At 36.6% G+C, this 18,160-nt stretch carries 21 protein-coding genes; 12 read left to right on the forward strand and 9 right to left on the reverse strand.

Translation table 11 applies throughout. The features are described from left to right. Positions 1–73: 73 nt before the first annotated feature. From SNE38_RS08355 to SNE38_RS08375, 5 genes are all read left to right on the forward strand, one after another. Positions 74–1,084 carry a FecCD family ABC transporter permease gene (locus SNE38_RS08355; RefSeq protein ID WP_336046320.1) on the forward strand — a complete coding sequence of 337 codons (1,011 nt, stop codon included), beginning with the start codon at positions 74–76 and terminating at the stop codon, positions 1,082–1,084. Beyond that, entirely contained in the window at positions 1,074–2,102 is a 1,029-nt protein-coding gene (locus SNE38_RS08360; RefSeq protein WP_191704540.1) for a FecCD family ABC transporter permease, read from the forward strand. The genes SNE38_RS08355 and SNE38_RS08360 overlap by 11 nt, the downstream gene beginning before the upstream one ends. Before the next feature lie 6 nt (positions 2,103–2,108). Then, a complete protein-coding gene (locus SNE38_RS08365) occupies positions 2,109–2,894 on the forward strand; it encodes an ABC transporter ATP-binding protein (RefSeq protein ID WP_191704541.1) in 786 nt (261 codons plus the stop codon). 9 nt (positions 2,895–2,903) lie between these two features. Beyond that, on the forward strand, positions 2,904–3,638 hold the full coding sequence (locus SNE38_RS08370) for an alpha/beta hydrolase (RefSeq protein ID WP_336046322.1): 735 nt from the start codon (positions 2,904–2,906) through the stop codon (positions 3,636–3,638). A 169-nt stretch (positions 3,639–3,807) separates the two neighbouring features. Beyond that, positions 3,808–4,260, forward strand: coding sequence for a hypothetical protein (locus SNE38_RS08375; protein WP_336046323.1), 453 nt, complete (start codon positions 3,808–3,810; stop codon positions 4,258–4,260). Between the two features lie 52 nt (positions 4,261–4,312). Here the strand turns inward: SNE38_RS08375 and SNE38_RS08380 are convergent, their stop codons facing one another. From SNE38_RS08380 to SNE38_RS08410, 7 genes are all read right to left on the reverse strand, one after another. Further along, on the reverse strand, positions 4,313–4,570 hold the full coding sequence (locus tag SNE38_RS08380; RefSeq protein ID WP_191704543.1) for a translation initiation factor 2: 258 nt from the start codon (positions 4,568–4,570) through the stop codon (positions 4,313–4,315). 89 nt (positions 4,571–4,659) lie between these two features. Continuing rightward, a complete protein-coding gene (locus SNE38_RS08385; protein ID WP_336046324.1) occupies positions 4,660–5,325 on the reverse strand; it encodes an HAD hydrolase-like protein in 666 nt (221 codons plus the stop codon). A gap of 2 nt (positions 5,326–5,327) precedes the next feature. Then, on the reverse strand, positions 5,328–5,879 hold the full coding sequence (locus tag SNE38_RS08390) for a DUF5412 family protein (protein WP_191704545.1): 552 nt from the start codon (positions 5,877–5,879) through the stop codon (positions 5,328–5,330). A gap of 109 nt (positions 5,880–5,988) precedes the next feature. After that, entirely contained in the window at positions 5,989–6,516 is a 528-nt protein-coding gene (locus tag SNE38_RS08395) for a YceI family protein (protein ID WP_191704546.1), read from the reverse strand. A 128-nt stretch (positions 6,517–6,644) separates the two neighbouring features. Beyond that, entirely contained in the window at positions 6,645–7,247 is a 603-nt protein-coding gene (locus tag SNE38_RS08400) for an FMN-binding negative transcriptional regulator (RefSeq protein ID WP_191704547.1), read from the reverse strand. 10 nt (positions 7,248–7,257) lie between these two features. Next, complete coding sequence (locus SNE38_RS08405; protein ID WP_191704548.1) at positions 7,258–7,773, reverse strand: GNAT family N-acetyltransferase; 516 nt, start codon at positions 7,771–7,773, stop codon at positions 7,258–7,260. A gap of 16 nt (positions 7,774–7,789) precedes the next feature. Then, positions 7,790–7,963: a hypothetical protein gene (locus tag SNE38_RS08410; protein ID WP_336046325.1), complete on the reverse strand. Its 174-nt coding sequence runs from the start codon at positions 7,961–7,963 to the stop codon at positions 7,790–7,792. Positions 7,964–8,158: 195 nt separating this feature from the next. On the opposite strand from SNE38_RS08410, the gene SNE38_RS08415 reads away from it, so the two are divergent. The 5 genes from SNE38_RS08415 (at position 8,159) to SNE38_RS08435 (ending at position 13,997) form a co-directional block, all read left to right on the forward strand. Further along, positions 8,159–8,287, forward strand: a complete 129-nt coding sequence (locus SNE38_RS08415) for a hypothetical protein (protein WP_336046326.1) — start codon at positions 8,159–8,161, stop codon at positions 8,285–8,287. A gap of 58 nt (positions 8,288–8,345) precedes the next feature. Next, a complete protein-coding gene (gene rsgA, locus SNE38_RS08420) occupies positions 8,346–9,407 on the forward strand; it encodes a ribosome small subunit-dependent GTPase A (protein WP_191704549.1) in 1,062 nt (353 codons plus the stop codon). A 110-nt stretch (positions 9,408–9,517) separates the two neighbouring features. After that, on the forward strand, positions 9,518–10,150 hold the full coding sequence (locus tag SNE38_RS08425; RefSeq protein WP_336046327.1) for a hypothetical protein: 633 nt from the start codon (positions 9,518–9,520) through the stop codon (positions 10,148–10,150). Between the two features lie 166 nt (positions 10,151–10,316). Beyond that, on the forward strand, positions 10,317–11,765 hold the full coding sequence (cls, locus tag SNE38_RS08430; RefSeq protein ID WP_191704551.1) for a cardiolipin synthase: 1,449 nt from the start codon (positions 10,317–10,319) through the stop codon (positions 11,763–11,765). A 435-nt stretch (positions 11,766–12,200) separates the two neighbouring features. Further along, positions 12,201–13,997: a M3 family oligoendopeptidase gene (locus SNE38_RS08435; protein ID WP_336046328.1), complete on the forward strand. Its 1,797-nt coding sequence runs from the start codon at positions 12,201–12,203 to the stop codon at positions 13,995–13,997. 289 nt (positions 13,998–14,286) lie between these two features. On the opposite strand, the gene SNE38_RS08440 is transcribed toward SNE38_RS08435, so the two are convergent. Then, a complete protein-coding gene (locus SNE38_RS08440) occupies positions 14,287–15,345 on the reverse strand; it encodes a nucleoid-associated protein (RefSeq protein ID WP_336046329.1) in 1,059 nt (352 codons plus the stop codon). A 918-nt stretch (positions 15,346–16,263) separates the two neighbouring features. On the opposite strand from SNE38_RS08440, the gene SNE38_RS08445 reads away from it, so the two are divergent. Beyond that, on the forward strand, positions 16,264–16,857 hold the full coding sequence (locus tag SNE38_RS08445; protein ID WP_191704553.1) for a YpjP family protein: 594 nt from the start codon (positions 16,264–16,266) through the stop codon (positions 16,855–16,857). 85 nt (positions 16,858–16,942) lie between these two features. Here SNE38_RS08445 and SNE38_RS08450 read toward each other — a convergent pair whose 3' ends face one another. Further along, positions 16,943–17,404 (reverse strand): DinB family protein, encoded by a 462-nt coding sequence (locus tag SNE38_RS08450; protein WP_336046330.1) that lies wholly within the window; start codon positions 17,402–17,404, stop codon positions 16,943–16,945. A gap of 163 nt (positions 17,405–17,567) precedes the next feature. Here SNE38_RS08450 and SNE38_RS08455 point away from each other — a divergent pair, with 163 nt between their 5' ends. Further along, entirely contained in the window at positions 17,568–17,978 is a 411-nt protein-coding gene (locus SNE38_RS08455; RefSeq protein ID WP_191704555.1) for a VOC family protein, read from the forward strand. Positions 17,979–18,160 lie beyond the last annotated feature (182 nt).

Below are 18,160 nucleotides of genomic sequence, written 5' to 3' on the forward strand. Positions count from 1 at the left end.
TTGAATAGTTGCTGTCCTGAATGATTTTACGGACAGCTTCTTTCTTTTATTCGTTAAAAGGAGGGCTTTAAATTTGAAACATACTTATAGGAAATTAGTTTTATTCTCAATTTTCATACCTATTTTACTTTTGTTTGTTACCACTATATCGATTTCATTGGGTACTAAACCGATTCCAATTGAAACAATTATTGAAGCAATTTTACATTATGATAAAGAAAATATAGATCACCAAATAATTTGGTCAGGCCGCATTCCACGAGCACTTGCTGTATTATTTGTCGGAGCATTTTTGGCAGCAGCAGGTGCGCTTATGCAGGGGGTTACTCGCAATTTTCTTGCTTCTCCTTCTATTATGGGGGTAACAGATGGTTCTGCTTTTTTCATAACGATGGCATTCGTATTTTTACCAGGACTTTCAAGCTTTAATTTAGTATTGCTTTCAATGCTTGGTTCCTTGTTTGGTGGCGCTCTCGTTTTTGGTTTTGCCTCTATGATTAAAAATGGGTTATCGCCGGTACGGTTAGCTATTATCGGCACGGTTATTGGCACGTTTATTAGTAGTATTGGAACGGCAATCGCCATGTATCATCAAGTCTCGCAAACGGTCACAATGTGGTATAACTCAAAAATACATATGGTTGAAATGGATTTAGTTTTGTTATGTGTACCAATTGGATTATTTGGACTTATATTAGCGATATCATTAGCTCGTGCTGTTACAATTACAGCACTTGGGGAAGATGTGGCAGTGAGCTTAGGACAAAATACGCGTAGTGTAAAAGTATTAAGTATGCTAGCTGTTGCCATTTTAACTGGTACCGCAGTAGCTCTTGTCGGGAAAATTGCATTTGTTGGGTTAGTCGTCCCACATATTGTACGGATGTTAATGGGGGTAGATTATCGAATCATCATTCCATGTTCTGCGATGATGGGTGCATTCTTCTTAGCAGCATGTGATTTACTAAGCCGTTACATAAATTTTCCTTATGAAACACCGATTGGAGTTATTACTGCAATCATTGGCGTTCCATTCTTTTTATATTTGATTCGTCGAAAAGGCGGTGAAAAATATGCAGCTTAAAAAATCAAAATGGTTACTTATGATAGGTGCATTTACGTTCCTCCTTTTTGGGGCTATGTATATTCATTTAATGAGCGGGGCTTTTGCAATGACAACACCCGAAGTTTTGAAAACGTTGCTGCGTATAGAGTCGACAGAGCAATTTGATTTAGTTATATTTGACTTCCGATTGCCTAGAATTATAACGGCAGCTCTCGTTGGAATGGGGCTTGCAATGGCTGGCGTCGTACTACAGGGTATTACGAAAAATGCACTTGCTGATCCTGGAATTATTGGTATCAATGCAGGGGCGGGCTGTGCAATTGTTATTTTTATGTTCTTTTTCCAGGTGGAGCTAATAAACGTTGAAATAAATAGTATTCTAAAAATATTGATTGTACCGTTATTTGGTTTTGTAGGAGGGGCCATTGCAGCTGCTATCATACTAGCCATTTCGTATAAGCAAGGTCGTATGGATATGCAAAAGCTAATACTGACAGGTATTGCGATAAATACGGGTTTTAGTGCAATCACGCTTTTATGGTCATTAAAAATGGATGAAGGGGATTATCAGGCGGCTGCCATATGGATGAATGGCTCGATCTATAATTCCAACTGGTATTTTGTATGTGCGATGCTGCCATGGCTATTAATATTAGGGATCTATATTTATAGAAAGTCCTATTTACTCGATTATTTTCAACTGGAAGAAGAAACGATTACAAGTTTGGGCATTTCTCTTGAAAAGGAAAAAATCAAATTATTGCTAGCGAGTGTTGGTCTTGTCAGTGCCTGTGTATCCGTTTCCGGGAGTATTGGTTTTATTGGATTAATGGCACCACATATCGCTCGTCAGCTCGTTGGAATTCATCACAGATATATGATGCCGGTAAGTCTTTTTATAGGCGCTATTTTACTCGTGTTTTCAGATTATATTGCGAAAACAGTATTTTCACCTGTAGAGCTTTCAGTTGGAATTGTTGTGTCCCTTGTAGGCATTCCGTATTTTTTGTATTTACTAGTAAAATCGAAAGGATGAGGCGTTATGTATGCATTTCAAGTCGAGCGTTTAACAACAGGTTATGAAAATACGCGAATTATTGAGAGTTTAAATGTGTCGATTCAAACAGGGAAGATTACGACAATTATCGGACCGAATGGCTGCGGAAAATCTACCTTATTGAAAACAATTGGCCGGATTTTAAAACAAGAATGCGGTGAGATTTTCCTTCAGGAGGAAAATATGAATACGATGTCGACAAAGGAAATAGCTAAAAAACTTGCATTATTAGCGCAATCACCCGCTGCTCCTGGGCAGTTAAAAGTGCATGAACTGATCGCTTACGGCCGCTATCCCCATCGGAAAAATGTAGGGCGTCTTACGAAAGAAGACATTGAAAAAATTAATTGGGCTATGGAAGTAACACATACAGAGGAATTTCGTGATAGAGAACTCGCGGCATTATCAGGTGGGCAGCGGCAGCGTGTATGGCTGGCAATGGCATTGGCACAAGAGACAGATATATTACTGCTGGACGAGCCGACAACGTATTTGGATATGGCGCATCAACTTGAAGTATTGGAAATTGTGCAGCAGCTCAATAAAAATTTTGGCTGTACAATCGTTATGGTGCTACATGATTTAAACCATGCGGCGAGGTTTTCGGATGAACTCATTATAATGAAAAAGGGCGCGGTGCTTCATACCGGCACACCGGAGCAAATGATGACTGCAGAAATTTTAAAAGAAGTGTTTCAAATAGAAGCTAAAATTATACTCGATACGGAGCATCAAGTACCAGTTTGCTTTTCTTATAATTTAATGAAATAGGTGAAGAGAATGCGATCAAATTATAATAACTATCCCTATATTGTGGATATTTATGTACCAGATGAGGCACCGCCAGCAGATGGCTTTTCTGTCATTATTGTTTTGGATGGTACACGCTATAGTAAATTATTCTATGAAACCTTAACAAACCAACTTCGAAATCGCATAAAGACTGAAATAGAGCCTGCAATTATTGTAGGGATTGGTCATCAGGAAGAAGATATTCCAAAACAACGATTTTATGATTATACGGCACTTGCAGCAGAATATCATTTTCCGGTTCGTCGAGGCAGAGCAATGAAAGAAGTTCCTGCTGGTGGTGCGGAGTTTTTCATGGATTATCTTCTACATCAAATAATGCCGATGCTTTATGAAAAATATGCGATAGACAAAAATAAAGTTTCCATTTACGGTCATTCACTAGGAGGATTATTTGTACTATGGAGCTACTTAGCTTATCCTAATGTATTTTATAAATACACTGCAATAAGTCCATCGATTTGGTGGAATAACCACGAGCTTTTAACCATGTTGCAGCACGTTAAGAATTGTTATAGTACCCCTTTATATATAACCGTAGGGGGCAATGAAGGCGATATGGTAGTCGATGCAGAAATTTTTTTTGAGAAAGCAAACCTAAAAGGTATTAAAAGTGAATTATATATAGCTGAAGGTGAAAATCATGCATCAGTCATTCCAACTACACTAAGCCGTGTCTTACGCTTTCTAAAATCAACTAACTGAATTAAAGGCCTTTTATAAGAGGGCTTTTTGTTGCTTTTAATAAGAATAACGTTTTAGTTGTTTGAGCTAGTTAGGCAAAATGTTTTTATGTAGATTTTTAAGGGAATAGATAGTTACCAATGTTCCTAACTTGGTTTAGAAACTTTTATATCAGTAGGAGGAATAAATGATGGAAAATAATGAATTTGATACTAATAAAAAATCATACAACCGATTACCGGATGAACGTGACGACAGAAAAGTGAAGAAGTTTGATGAGACGAAACATGTAAATGTGCAAAACGAATCGATAAAAGATGACCTATTATTAAAGAAGAATAAAGAATCTTTTAATCGCTTACCAGATGAACGCGATGATGAAGAGATGGAAAGTTACGATGAACGAAGTCATGTTGAAGGAAATGAGCAAAAAAAAAAAGTAGAAACCGTTAAAGAATCGTATAACCGTTTACCGGATGAACGGAATGATGAAGTAATGAAAAATTACAATGAACGAAGCCATGTAGAAGAAGTTCAGCAGGATAAAGAATTGATAACTGAGAAAGAATCGTATAATCGCCTGCCGGATGAGCCCATTCAGGAAACATCCGTCCATGAACAATATAAAAGCGGTAAGCAATAGATATAATATTTAAAGGCATCGGATGAAATAATCTCGATGCCTTTAAATATTGTTATTTATTTTTCATATGATACCAACTATATATCATAGCAAGGAAGCTACCACCAAATAAAATCCCGCCAATGACTAAAGAAGCGTTAGCATAGCTCGTCTTCATGAACAAATATTCCCCAGTATCCATAATGCCTCCATTTGATTGAAGCCAAACAGACCCGAAAGCATTTGCAAGATGACCATTAAATATAATGAGCACTATACCAATCATCGCAAAAATCACGCTTAACTTAAGTAAATCATTATTTTTGTTCATTTTATGACACCTCGATTCTATTGTAATAGGGTACCATAATTAAAAAGAGAAGTAATATGTTGCTGCAAAATTGAGAAGAATGAACGGTATTAAAGCTTCATCGTATGCTGACTATCTATAATATGTAAAATATTTAAAAAATGATCTACGACAAAATGTGCATTTCTTATTTCATCAAGTTGTGCAAAATCAAAGTTTACGGCAATGGAGGTTAAATTGTTATCAATTGCTGCATTGATATCTGAAGCGCGATCGCCAACTACGTAGCCATTGTTTATATGATGTTCTTTCATAATGTGCTGAACTAAATGAGATTTGTTATTTGTATCGACACAATCTATACTGTAAACCGCTTTTATCCAGCGGTCTAATCGGTAATGTGCTGCAATGGCCTGTAAATAAGCCGTTTGTCCGTTACTCGCGATATACAAAGGATAATGTTCACTCAACTTTTGTAAAGTAGGGAGTACATCCGGATATAATGCTCCGTTTCCTCGCTGGATTTGATCAATAAGCATTAACTGAAAATGTTCATTACTCTGCTCTCGGATTTCTTCGGTAAGATCCGGACATAATGTCTCCCATACGACATTTAAAGGTACACCCATTATTTGACGGTATTGTTCGATAGGGGTAGCACCTGACCAGTGGCCATTTTGACGTAAATACTCAAATGTTTGCTCGAGTGCTGGTTCTAAAATAAGATTCGTTTGAAATAATGTTCCGTCCATATCAAAAATGATTGCTGTTTGCATCGTTATTTTCCTCTCTCCGGCACTGTATAACCGAAAGTGTCGCCACTTTTTAAATTTAGTTCATGACCATTAATCATAACTATTTCATCTGTAAGCCACTGAACATTGGCATCTTCTCCATGCCGTTCATAATAGATTTGCTTTTTAAAGCCTAAAGGACCATCAAGTTCAGCACGAATACCGAACGTTCCCATTGCACCTGCATCAAATGCATAAAAATCGAGTGTGTAATGTCTGTTTGGTGAATAGGAAGTGAATAAATGCTCTGCGCCACCAATGGAAAAAATGAGTATTTTTAATGCGAAATAGATTAAAATGAGTCCTGTAAAAATAAAGGATATTGTATTAATGATGATAGCAATAATTTTTTTGAGTCGGGTAAGTTGTTTAAATTCTTTCTTTAGAATATAAATGACGAATACAAAAAGAATGAATAAAACAATAAAGGTGGAATTAGAAACTGTCCATAACGTATACATGATTAAAAAATAGCAAAAAAACAGAAATGCAATGCTTGAACAAAATAATGCAATCGCCGAATAATAGTTTCGCAAAAAAGCACCTCACAATATGGGAAATAATGTTTGTAATGAGGACGGAAATAGGGGAGGAAGGTTGCATAAAAAAAGCAACCGTCCAAAAAAGGATCCGGTTGCTTATAAATTATTGTGCAGGGTTTAATTCAAGCTCTAATTTAATTTTAATATCTTTACCTACTAATACGCCACCAGTTTCAAGAGCGGCATTCCATGTTAAGCCGAATTCTTCACGGTCAATTTTTGCTTTTCCTTCAAAACCGTAAACCTCTACGCCCCATGGATTTGTCCCTTTACCGCCATATTCTACATCAAGTACAACCGGTTTCGTTACATCCTTAATTGTCAAATCGCCTGATACTTTATAATCGTCCCCATCTTTTGTAATGCTTGTCGATTTAAATTTAATTTCATGGAACTGCTCAATGTCAAAGAATTCTGCTGATTTTAAATGATTGTCTCGATCATCATTGTTCGTCGTAATACTTGTTGTATCAATTGAAATATCAATGTTTGCTGATGTTAAATCAGCTAAATCATCCGCTTCAATATCTGCTGAATAGTTAGTAAACTGTCCTTTAACTTTCGAAACCATCATGTGCTTTACTTCAAAACCTATTGATGAGTGTGCCTGATCGATTTGCCATTTTGCCATGTTAAATTCCTCCCAACTATTATGAAAATTCAAGTCTATTTATATCTTGAATTCGAGATAAGTTTACCATATTAGGATAAATGTGTAAAATTATTAACCCGGTTGCCTGTTAAATATTTTAATAGGGATTAATTTTCCATCATTAATTTTGCTATCTCAGCATCAAATCCGTTATTTCTCTTTAATAATTCTTCAATAACGAGTCCTTGTCGCTCCTTGGAATGACCTTGGCTTAACTTTGCGACAGCTTCTATAGAAGTAATGTGAAGTTTAAAAGGCACAATGCCCTTTAATAAGCTGTTCATATAATTCGAATCAACTGCATTGACGTCGTATGTACTATTAGGAGTTTCGTACTTATCAATTAAATGATGCAATGATAAGCGGATTTCTTCTTCATCTTTTAAAAGCTCAATAGATCCATTTACATGAACCGCTACATAATTCCACGTAGGTACCGAATCTTTCGTTTCATACCAGGAAGAGGAGATATAACTGTGCGGACCGCTGAAAATTGCAAGCACCTGTTGACCTTCAATGTCTTTCCATTGTGGGTTTGCACGTGCAAAATGTCCGTATAAGTATTGATGATCTGCACTTAAATAAAGCGGTAAATGCGTTGCAGCAGGCACGCCATCATGCATCGAAACAAACGATGCAAAACTATACTCTTTAATAAACTGCCGAATTTTTTGGTCATCTTTTAATAAGTACTGCTTCGGAATATACAATTTTTTTCCCTCACAATTGTTTTGTCATAATAAAATCGATTTGTTCCTCTTCACCCATGAAAAAAGAATGGGTGCCCGTTTTTTGAAAGCCAACTTTTTCGTAAAACGCAATGGCATTCGAATTTTGTTCCCAGACACCAAGCCAAACTTTAGCTTTCTGCATGTCTAGCGCAATTTTCATTGCCTCTTCCATTAAGACTTTCCCTAGACCTAATTTATGAAAACGACTTAAAATATATATCCGCTCAACTTCCAAATAGTCCGGACCTAATTTTTCTGATTGAGCTTCATCAGTATTCACTTTTAAATACCCTGCAAGTTCCTCATTTACATAAAGTAGCTTAAATAGCGAGTGTGGATTTTGGAGCTCGGCTGTTAGTTTTTCATTTGAAAAAGCTTCATCTAAATAAGTGGCCATATTTTCCGTATTATTTTGATCATGAAATGTTTCGTAAAACGTATCACGGCCTATCGATTGCAAGTCTGCTAAATTGTCGGTTGTACATTGTATTAGTTGAATGGTCATATGTAGAATCCCTCGCTTATGATAGTTTTCTAACAGTGAGTACTGTTAAAAAGAGAACGATAAAAATAATCAGAAGGGAAGTGATAAAATTAATTATAGAGGAAGAAAATGAAAACAGTGATTCAATAATCGTAAATAACACGATAAAATACATAACAAAAATTGCGATTGAAAAAATCCATCTCCGCATCGTTAAACTACTCCTTCCGATTTTGTTCTATCTGAATTGTTTCATAATTTTCTAAAACATTCAATTTTTTTGAAACCAAATTACCGAAGTAAAGAGCGTTCAAGTTTTAAAATTTTATATTGACAGAACTTTCTATAACTTGTTATAGTTAGGGTAATTATTGAAGGAAGATGGTGATGACAATGACAAAATTACATGAGATTGAAACGATGCAATTTAGCTTGTCATTTAACATTCGCCACCTTTGTGCCTTCTAATATAGAAGTGTCACGCTTCTTCACTGTGCGTATGAAACCTTATGACGGGCAAAATTGCTGGTCATAAGGTTTTTTGTTTGCCTAAAAAACAATACAATAACATACGCCATTAGGAGGCATTTCCATTGAATTTATCACAACTAGGCTTTACACAATATTTTGAAACACAATTACAAAGTGTACCATTTGACCAGACAACAAGATTAGTGGGACGTATTATTTTAGAGCATAAGCATTCCTACCGGGTTTTAACAGAACAAGGTGAATTTTTGGCAACAGTATCCGGAAACTTTGCGTACCATGCATTTTCAAGGAAGGATTATCCGGCAGTAGGAGATTTCGTTATAATCGAACAAATGCCGGGAGAAGAACGAGCAATTATTCATCATTTATTTGACCGTAAATCGAAATTCACAAGAAAAATGGCAGGCTTAGAAGTCGATGAACAAATTGTTGCCACAAATGTGGATTATATTTTACTCGTCATGAGTATGAACGCAGATTTTAACGTCCGTCGCCTAGAACGCTATTTAGTGGCAGCATGGGATTCAGGTGCGACACCGCTCATTGTTTTAACAAAAGCAGACCTTTGTGAAGATGAAAACGCACATATAGAAGAAGTGCAGTCCGTCGCATTCGGAGTAGACGTCTTAACAGTAAGTGCGGTTACAGGAGAAGGAATTACAGCATTAAAGGAATTTTTGACAGAAGGTAAAACAGCCGCTTTACTAGGCTCATCCGGTGCAGGGAAATCAACTCTTACAAATGCATTATTGAATACTGACCAAATGAAAGTATCCCATATCCGTGAAGATGATGCGAAAGGACGTCATACGACAACACATCGTGAGCTCGTAGTTTTACCGTCCGGAGCATGCTTAATCGACACACCAGGTATGCGTGAGCTGCAACTTTGGGATCAGGGGGACAGTTTATCTACTAGCTTTTCCGATATTGATCAACTGGCGGACAATTGCCGCTTCCGGGACTGCAAACATAAAAATGAACCGGGTTGTGCTGTATTGAAGGCAGTAAAAGTTGGGGAACTGGAATTGGCTAGACTAACAAGCTTTTTCAAATTGCAACGAGAGCTCGCATATATTGAGAAAAAGGCAAATACCGATGCCCAGCTTGCAGAAAAACGTAAATGGAAGCAGGTCTCAAAAAGCATAAAGAAAATGAAATAAATCTACGGGCAGATGTACATAGAAAGTGTGCATCTGCTTTTTTGATCCATGGATTGAATAACATTATTATTACGCTATAATGTATGGAGTGAATAAAGGGAGGTGAAAAAATGATAAATTGGGTTTATGTAGTAATATTAGGCTTAGCAGTAGGTTTCTTAAGTGCAATGTTTGATTGGCCATTTGTAGTATCTATCTCCATTATTCTAGTTTTTGCCCTTTGTTCAATTGGCTATATGTTTTACATTGCATATGGTTCTACAAATTTTGCGAAAATCAGAAAATATATTGAAAAGCATAGAAAAGATCCAGTAATGAATTATATACACACGTTGGAAGTCGGCACAAAAGAACAGGAAATCGAAGCAATGGAAAAAATCATTGCTCACTATAAACAACCGGTTATTAAAAATACATATGAAATGAACCGTGCAATTCGTCTCGACGATTTCGAACGTGCTCAATACTACGCAGATCAATTGATGGATAATCAGAATGGTCCATACGGTAAAGCATTAATTGCCGCAGTAGCAGGAAATCGGGAAGAATCTAATAGTTATTCCTTGAAGTCAGAATGGATGCAGTATGGGATTGAAGCACAATTAGCATTAGCAGAACGAAATTTGGAAGCATTTGACCATTTTGCACGACAGTCAGTTGAAGCGGCAAAAGGACTTCAACGATACTCATTGTACTATAGCTTTAAAAAAGCGAAGTTGGAGTATGACTTGGAAAGTAAATAGTAATAAAGGTACCGCTTGCTAATACAGTAAGCGGTATTTTAATGTTAGGACGAATAAAAAAATTTTGACTTACATGTCTTGATTTTTAAATTTGAGGGAATAGTTAATTACTTGAAAAAACTGCAAACATTTTACAAGTATTAAAAAGAGAAATGAGGTGATTTTAATGACGCTTATAGGTTTTTTGATGGTTACAGTGTACCTTTTGAATATTTTATTTGCACTCATGCTAATATTTATCAGTCGTAAAAGTGCTTCATCAACATGGGCATGGCTTTTTGTCCTATTTTTCTTACCGGTTATTGGGTTCGTTTTCTATTTATTATTGGGACGGAATTTACAAAAGAAGCATTTTGTTCGCTGGCATGCTGTTCAACAGGAAGAATCAATAGAGGCTTTCCAGGATCAGCATTCCGCCCTTGCAGAAGGAACCTATGAATTTCCAAACGAGATTACAAAAAGGCATCAAGGGTTAATAAAAATGAATGTCGATTACAATCACGCTTTATTAAGTTCTAAAAATGATGTTGCGATTTTAGCTGAAGGGAAAGAAAAATTCCGCTCTGTCATTGAAGATATTGAAAATGCAAAGTCAACGATTCATATTCAATATTATATTTATAAAATGGATGAAGTTGGAAAAAGTATTTTTAATGCGCTTGTTAAAAAAGCAAAAGAGGGGATCGAAGTAAAAATGATTTACGACGATTTAGGTTCCCGTACTTTACGTAAAAAAGACTTAAAGAAATTGATGGATGCCGGTGGACAAGTAGAAGCTTTCTTTTCCTCGTATTTGAAATTATTCAATCCTCGAATTAATTTCCGGAATCATCGAAAACTCATTATTATAGACGGTCGGATTGGATATATTGGCGGTTTTAATGTCGGTAAGGAGTATGCCTGTCTTGATGACGAAATAGGTTATTGGCGAGATACTCATTTACGTATAGAAGGCAATTCCGTATACAATATGCAGGCACATTTTTTATTTGATTGGCATCAGGCAAGGAATGAAGAACTTAAAGAAGTCGAGCAACGATACTTCCCCTCATTTACAGTCGATGCGGACACACCAGTCCAAATTGTATCGAGTGGACCGGATACAGATTTTGAATCAATTAAAAACAGTTATATTCGCATGATTTTAAGCGCTAAGAAATATGTATATATTCAAACCCCTTATTATGTACCTGATGAGGCATTTTTGCATGCAATTCAAATTGCTGCCTCTTCAGGTGTAGATGTGCGCATTATGACTCCTGAAAAAACAGACCATCCCTTCGTGTATGGCGCCAATTCAGCCTATGGGGGAGACTTGCTTGAGTCTGGTGGACGGGTATATCGTTATAAAAAAGGGTTCCTTCATGCTAAAATGCTTGTGATCGATGATGAATTAGCAACAATCGGTACTGCAAACATTGATGTGCGGAGCTTTAGTCTAAATTTCGAAATCAATGCGATTTTATATGATGAAGGATTGGCGATTAAGTGTAGAGAACTATTTGAAGCAGATATAAAAGAGAGTTTCGAATTAACAAAAGAGCTATACGAGAAGCGAAAAACATGGACAAGAATCCGTGAATCAGTGTCACGTCTATTATCTCCAATATTATAAATTTAACTAGATGCTTAGCAGAGACAAGTTGTTCATTCGTCCTATTTCAAGTTGTTCACGTTCATTAATTTGAATTGATTACTAGTCATCGTGGATATCGTATCTCACTATATTTAAAGCGATTAATAAGTTGATTGGAGTGGAGGGACCGTGACTCCACCGGGAACAGCACGTGCGGAAGATCCACTAAATTGTGCCTGCCGTTGTAGGCACAATTTAGTTAGCTGGAGCCGTGCCCGGGGAAAGCATCGGTCCCGGAACGGAAATCAACGGTTCATTTTAACAAACCCTTTTTTAAGAGTTTGTCTACAGTTTTAAGCTAGTCTATATAAGGCTAGCTTTTTTTATTTCATAAACCGAAATATTTTCGAGCAATTTTATTTATTTTTTAGTAAAATAAGAATTGAACTACAATTCAGAAAGTGGGGCAATACTATGAAAAACGTAAAATATCCTGAAGTTTGGGACTTAGATGTATTTTTCGAAGGTGGCAGTGCATCACCACAACTAAAAGAACATATTGAAAATTTAAACCCTAAATTGGACGTATTAAAAGAAATGGTTGAAAAATTCGATGTTCCTACAAATACAGATGCAGCATTAACGATTCAATCTATATTAGAAAACATTAAAGAAGTAATGATGCACGTATCACAGGCCGGTGCTATGCTTTCTTGTTTAACAGCGCAGGATACGACAGATCGTGAAGCACTTTTATTACAAGGTCAGCTTTCAGGCATCTCTGCAAACTTCTCACCAATTTTAGAGAGCTTTAATCAAAAGCTTGGTAAAATTGACGAAGCAACATTTGCTGCTTTACTAAATACAGCTGAGTTATCGCAATTTGAATTTATTTTAACTGAGTGGCGCGAAAAATCGAAGGAGTCATTATCTGAGGAAGAAGAAGCACTAATTTCTTCTTTAGGGGTAGATGGCTACAGCTCATGGGGGCAGCTTTATAACTTGCTTATTGGTGACATTAAAGTGGAAGTCGAAGTAGACGGCGAGAAAAAATTAATGTCAGTAGGACAAGCAAATAACTTAAGCTCCCATAAAGATCGTGCTGTTCGTAAAGCAGCGTTTGATGCATTAGAGGAAGTATTTACAGACCGTGAAGAATTTTTCGCAAAAACATTGAACCATTTAGCAGGCTTCCGCTTAGCAGTATATAAAAAGCGCGGCTGGGACTCAGTTACGAAAGAGCCTTTACAAATTAACCGTATGAAGCAGGAAACAATCGATGCAATGTGGGGCGCAATTACGTCACGCAAAGCCAAATTTGCGGATTATTTAACACATAAAGCAACATTATTAGGCAGTGAAAAATTAGATTGGTTTGATTTCGATGCTCCTGTAACGGATTCGACAGCTACAATGTCATACCAAGAGGGCGCGGAATTTATTCTAAAACATTTCGGTCGTTTCGGTTCAGAAATGGAAAGCTTTGCACGTACTGCTTTTGAAGATGGCTGGATTGAGGCGGAAGACCGTGACAATAAACGTCCAGGTGGCTTCTGTACAGGAATGCCATTATCCGAGCAATCACGTATTTTCATGACATATTCAGGTTCAATGTCGAACGTTTCAACATTGGCACATGAACTAGGTCACGCATTCCATTCATATGCACTGCGCCCAGTACACCCATTAAACCGCCGCTATGCAATGAATGTTGCCGAAACTGCTTCAACATTTGCGGAAATGATCGTAGCAGATGCAGCGGTTGAAGAAGCATCAAATGAGCAAGAAAAAATCGCGCTTTTAGAAGATAAAATCCAACGTTCAGTAGCGTTCTTTATGAACATCCATGCACGTTATTTATTCGAAACACGCTTTTATGAAGAGCGCAAAAAAGGTATCGTATCTTCTAAGCGTTTAAATGAATTAATGGAAGAAGCGCAAATCGAAGCTCATGGCGGTGCATTGGGAGAAACACACCCTCACTTCTGGGCATCAAAAATGCACTTCTATATTACAGGCGTACCGTTCTATAACTTCCCGTACACTTTCGGTTATTTATTCTCTTTAAGCATTTACGCAAAAGCAAAAGAAGAGGGCAAAGGGTTCGAGGAAAAATATATGGCATTACTTCGTGATACAGCGATCATGACGGTAGAAGATTTAGCGATGAAGCATTTAGGTGAAGACATCACGACTGAAGATTTCTGGTTAAAAGGAATCGCTCTTTGTGAGAAAGATGTTGAAGAATTTATTGCATTAACATCGAAGTAATGAAAAAAGTTGCTGGGACATAATTCTTTGTCTTTTTCATGCTTGAAATTATGCAGAGATTTACTTGATATAGAAGTAAAAATTAGTTGTTCGGAGTGAAGGCGGCGACTCCTTGGGGACAAGCACGTGGGAGAGACTACAGGCTCGAGCCGTGCCCCCAGGAAAGCGTCCGCCGTAACGGAGAACAACGGCTACGAAGTAGACAAAAAAGCCTTTCAAATTTTACTCATTGTAAAATTTGAAAGGCTTTTGATTTTGAGGTGGTTTTTGTTCAAGCCCCGTTTTAATGTTAAAGCGGTTTTTTATGCAAAGTAAAGTCAATTTTATCTGCATCACGAATCGTTATTGTATAAGTACCATTCACTTGATCATGATGGACCTCAATATTTTCAAGACGCTTATCATAGCGGAATAATATTTCCCCTTCAGCCGATTTATAAATTACATTTAAATCATCTCGTTTTACTTCAAAAGTAGGGGTGAAGTTCGGATTACGGTCTGTAAACTCCTTGATAAATAATTTTGCCCCTTGTTCAACAAAATCATTGCGATTTTCGGAGGGAGCAATGGCTTCATATATATTATGTACAGAAGCATCAAGCTCAATATATTTGCCATTTTCAAATTCTTCATCAATCACTTTTTGAAGGTGGGGTGTTTGTTCCTCGTTTATCGATTCCGCAATTTTCTCATATAATTCCTTCATCAGCATTTTTGTTTTCTTTCTATCTGATGCAATTGGTGTAGCCTGTAAAAAAGTCTCCATGAAAAATTTGGCTGGTTCTCCATCTGATTGTCTATCTAGCACATAAACGTTTTCCTCAAGAGGATTATAGTTCATACGGATAAGCGCACATTTTTGCACACGGCTAGAGGCATCAGGTAAAATATTTTCGATCGTTTTCAAATTTAACGTTTCCAGATCAATTTGCACGGCCTCTTTCGGGTCGAGCTTTAAAAATAAAATATAAGGTTCATCAATAATTTCAATATGTGCAACAAAAACAGAGCCATTACTATTGGATACGTTTTGCATAATTTGATACAACTTATTCGATAAGTCGTTCGCTAAAGATAAAAAATGTGTATCATCCGGGTATTCTACATAGCGATTAATTTTTGTAATAATATCATTATCGCGATCTAAAAATTTACAGGCAACTGACTTAGGGCTGTTTAATGTCGTATCTATATAAGATTCAAAAAAGTTGCTATAAACTTCTGATTGTATTGCAGATAAATCCATCGTTTGACTGGCAGAGACGAAACGACTTTGCTCCATATCAAGTAATGTTACAGCAATACGTTTCATTTGGATTGCCAATGTTGTTTCTACTTCATTCATCATTCACTAACTCCTTTTGATTCCGATTTTTCAAGTATAACGGACATTGGAATCTTTTGCACGGACAATAAGGGTTTTACAAAAGGGAACATATGTGTTATTATAGTTAGGTGCTATTGTAGATAGTGCTATAAATGAATTGGCATTTCTGCTAGTGTTTTTGAAGATACTTATTCACACTGGCGCAAGCTTAAGGGCTGCAAGGACATAGTAGCAGGATGGGACTATGTTGCTTAAGTTAGAGAAGATTAGTAGAATTTTACCGCGGTTAAAACTGGAGCTATGCTACTCCGAATAAAATAAAATTCCCCGGACGATCGGGTTGAGACTTTCATTTATTTATATTGCTATCTATTAAATACTAAAGGGGTTCCCAAGCTATATTGGGAGCCCCTTGTCCAATTTAACGGGAAGTTCATGAAGGTGAAGCATAAAATAAAGGGAGAAATTCCCCTTATTTGCAAATAATTTAAAAAAACAGGCAAAATAGGAGAAGAATTTTCCCTTATTTACTTGAAAAACTGAAATTTGAGTGATAATTTCATGAATAAGCGAAATTAGTTCCTTTATTTAACGCTAATTTTCTTTCATGCGAAATTTAACGGGAAATCTTCCGCTTATTTAGAACTCTAGAAGGCGCAACATAATATTACAAAACAAAAACCACCCAATAATAATTTGGATGGCTGCAAAATAAATAGTATTAGTCCGTGAAGCATAAAGAAGTCATATAACCAAGCATTAATAATAAGCCAACACCCATAACAATGTCCATTTAAAAAAAACCTCCCTTAAATAACCTACAATATCTTCCTTTTTATTGTACAATGATTAATAGAAAGATGAAACCTTTTCGTATGTTATTCGTATAGATTTAATAACAGTGTTAAAAATTATACATAATTTAAGAAGGTGATAAACTTGAAGAAATGGATCTACAAATCTCTCGTTGTTTCCGTCGCTTTATTATCGTTTGGTTTAATTACACCAAAGCATGAGATATGGGCAAATTTTGAAGGGGAACGTCATGATCAATCGGCATTGGACCGCCCAAGTGACAACCATATCGCTTCTGCCTATCAACTTGATGATATTTTAATTGATGAAAAGCCTTTACCTACAACCGACTATTTTGTTTCAGCAGCTAAAGAGCAATCTTACATAAAATTTGGTACAAGAGTCGGTCCTGTCATTGAGCAGGAATTTGAAACAAAAATTTTCCCGAAAATTGAAGAAGCGATTGCAACTACTGTCGATCGAGTAGGAGAGGACAAGCTTCGCAATTTAACAATTACTGAAAAGCCAAGTGGTGACTATGCTGAGAAAATATTCCATTTAGTGGATGCAAATTCTCAAAAAGATATTATACGTTTTCACGTAAGAACAGAGAACCGTCCTTTTGAAGGCTATTATTACAATTTCCATTACCACACATTTGACGACAATTATTCAAAACATTATAACCTTGGCGATATATATTGGTCGAAAAACACACCACCGAAGTGGTTGTCATAACAATATTGCACACCTGTACTTGCTGCAGGTGTTTTTTTATGTCTGAAATCTATGTGATAGAGTGTGTATAGTGATCGCCAGAGGTTTATTTAATAAATTTTTTCAAATTTAATATGTTCTGAAAATGTATTCCTTCATGGAAAATTGTTCTTATTAGTACTTGTTCAATCGTATTCATTCCCATGTCGGTTGGCGAGTACACAATTTCTAATTTATCGGCAAATTTGTCTTTAATATCTTCAATTTGATTTTCTAGTAGTGTTTTTAATTCTTTATAAGAAGGTGTTTCAGAGCTGAAATCAGCAGGAGATGTACCATATCCAAACCAACTATTAAATTCTGATGGTGCATTTGTTTTTTCTTTTGTTAGTGTTTCTATCCATAAATATTGATCGAGATAAATATGTCCCATGTTCCAACGAATATTATTGTTAAACCGTTTAGGTATGATTTCCGCCTCTTCTGCACTAACATCCTCTAATAAACTAAGAGTGTCATTACGGTAACTTTTTAACTGGTTGAATATTATTTCATGTCTTTCCTTCATTAATAAAACTCCTTTCTATATAGCTAGTAAATTAATTTCGTCAATAGTTAAGGTATTTCCTTTTCAAGTATGCTTTTACTGACTCTATGATAGTAAATTTCATCCAAATGTTGTAGGGCATTTTCCTTCCTTGCTCTTTAAAATGAAAGTAGGGGGGATGATCATGAATCAATGGACAGAAACATTGCATATTGCACAATTTCGTATCGCACGACCAACAGATAAACTAGAACAGGTAGAACGTTTTTATTGCGAAGGTCTTGGTCTTAAAAAACTTGGTGGATTTAAGGGACATCGTGGTTACACTGGCATTATGATTGGCTTGCCTGATGCATCGTATCATTTGGAATTTACTGAGCATATTGATGGAAGTCCCTGTCCTGCACCGACAGAGGATAATTTGCTCGTTTTTTATATGCCTGATTCCGAACAAATTCAAGCTGTACAGTCCCGTCTTGCTAAAATGGGCTATCCTAAAGTTCCACCGGAAAATCCATATTGGGAAGAAAAAGGCGTGACAATTGCAGACCCTGATGGCTGGCGCATTGTACTGATGAACACAGAGGGGATTTAATAGAATCAAAAGTAAAGAGGCTGGGACGGAAGTAGAAATATCTTTGGATATGGAAAAGACCCTTATTAAGAAACGGATATTTTATAAAATTGATTGGAATGGAGGGCGACTCCAGCGGGAACAGCACGACGCCTGAGACTACAGGCTCAGGCCGTGCCCGCGGAAAGCGTCCCGGAATGGAA

This window comes from Solibacillus ferritrahens, assembly GCF_037027585.1.
Taxonomy (GTDB): domain Bacteria; phylum Bacillota; class Bacilli; order Bacillales_A; family Planococcaceae; genus Solibacillus; species Solibacillus ferritrahens.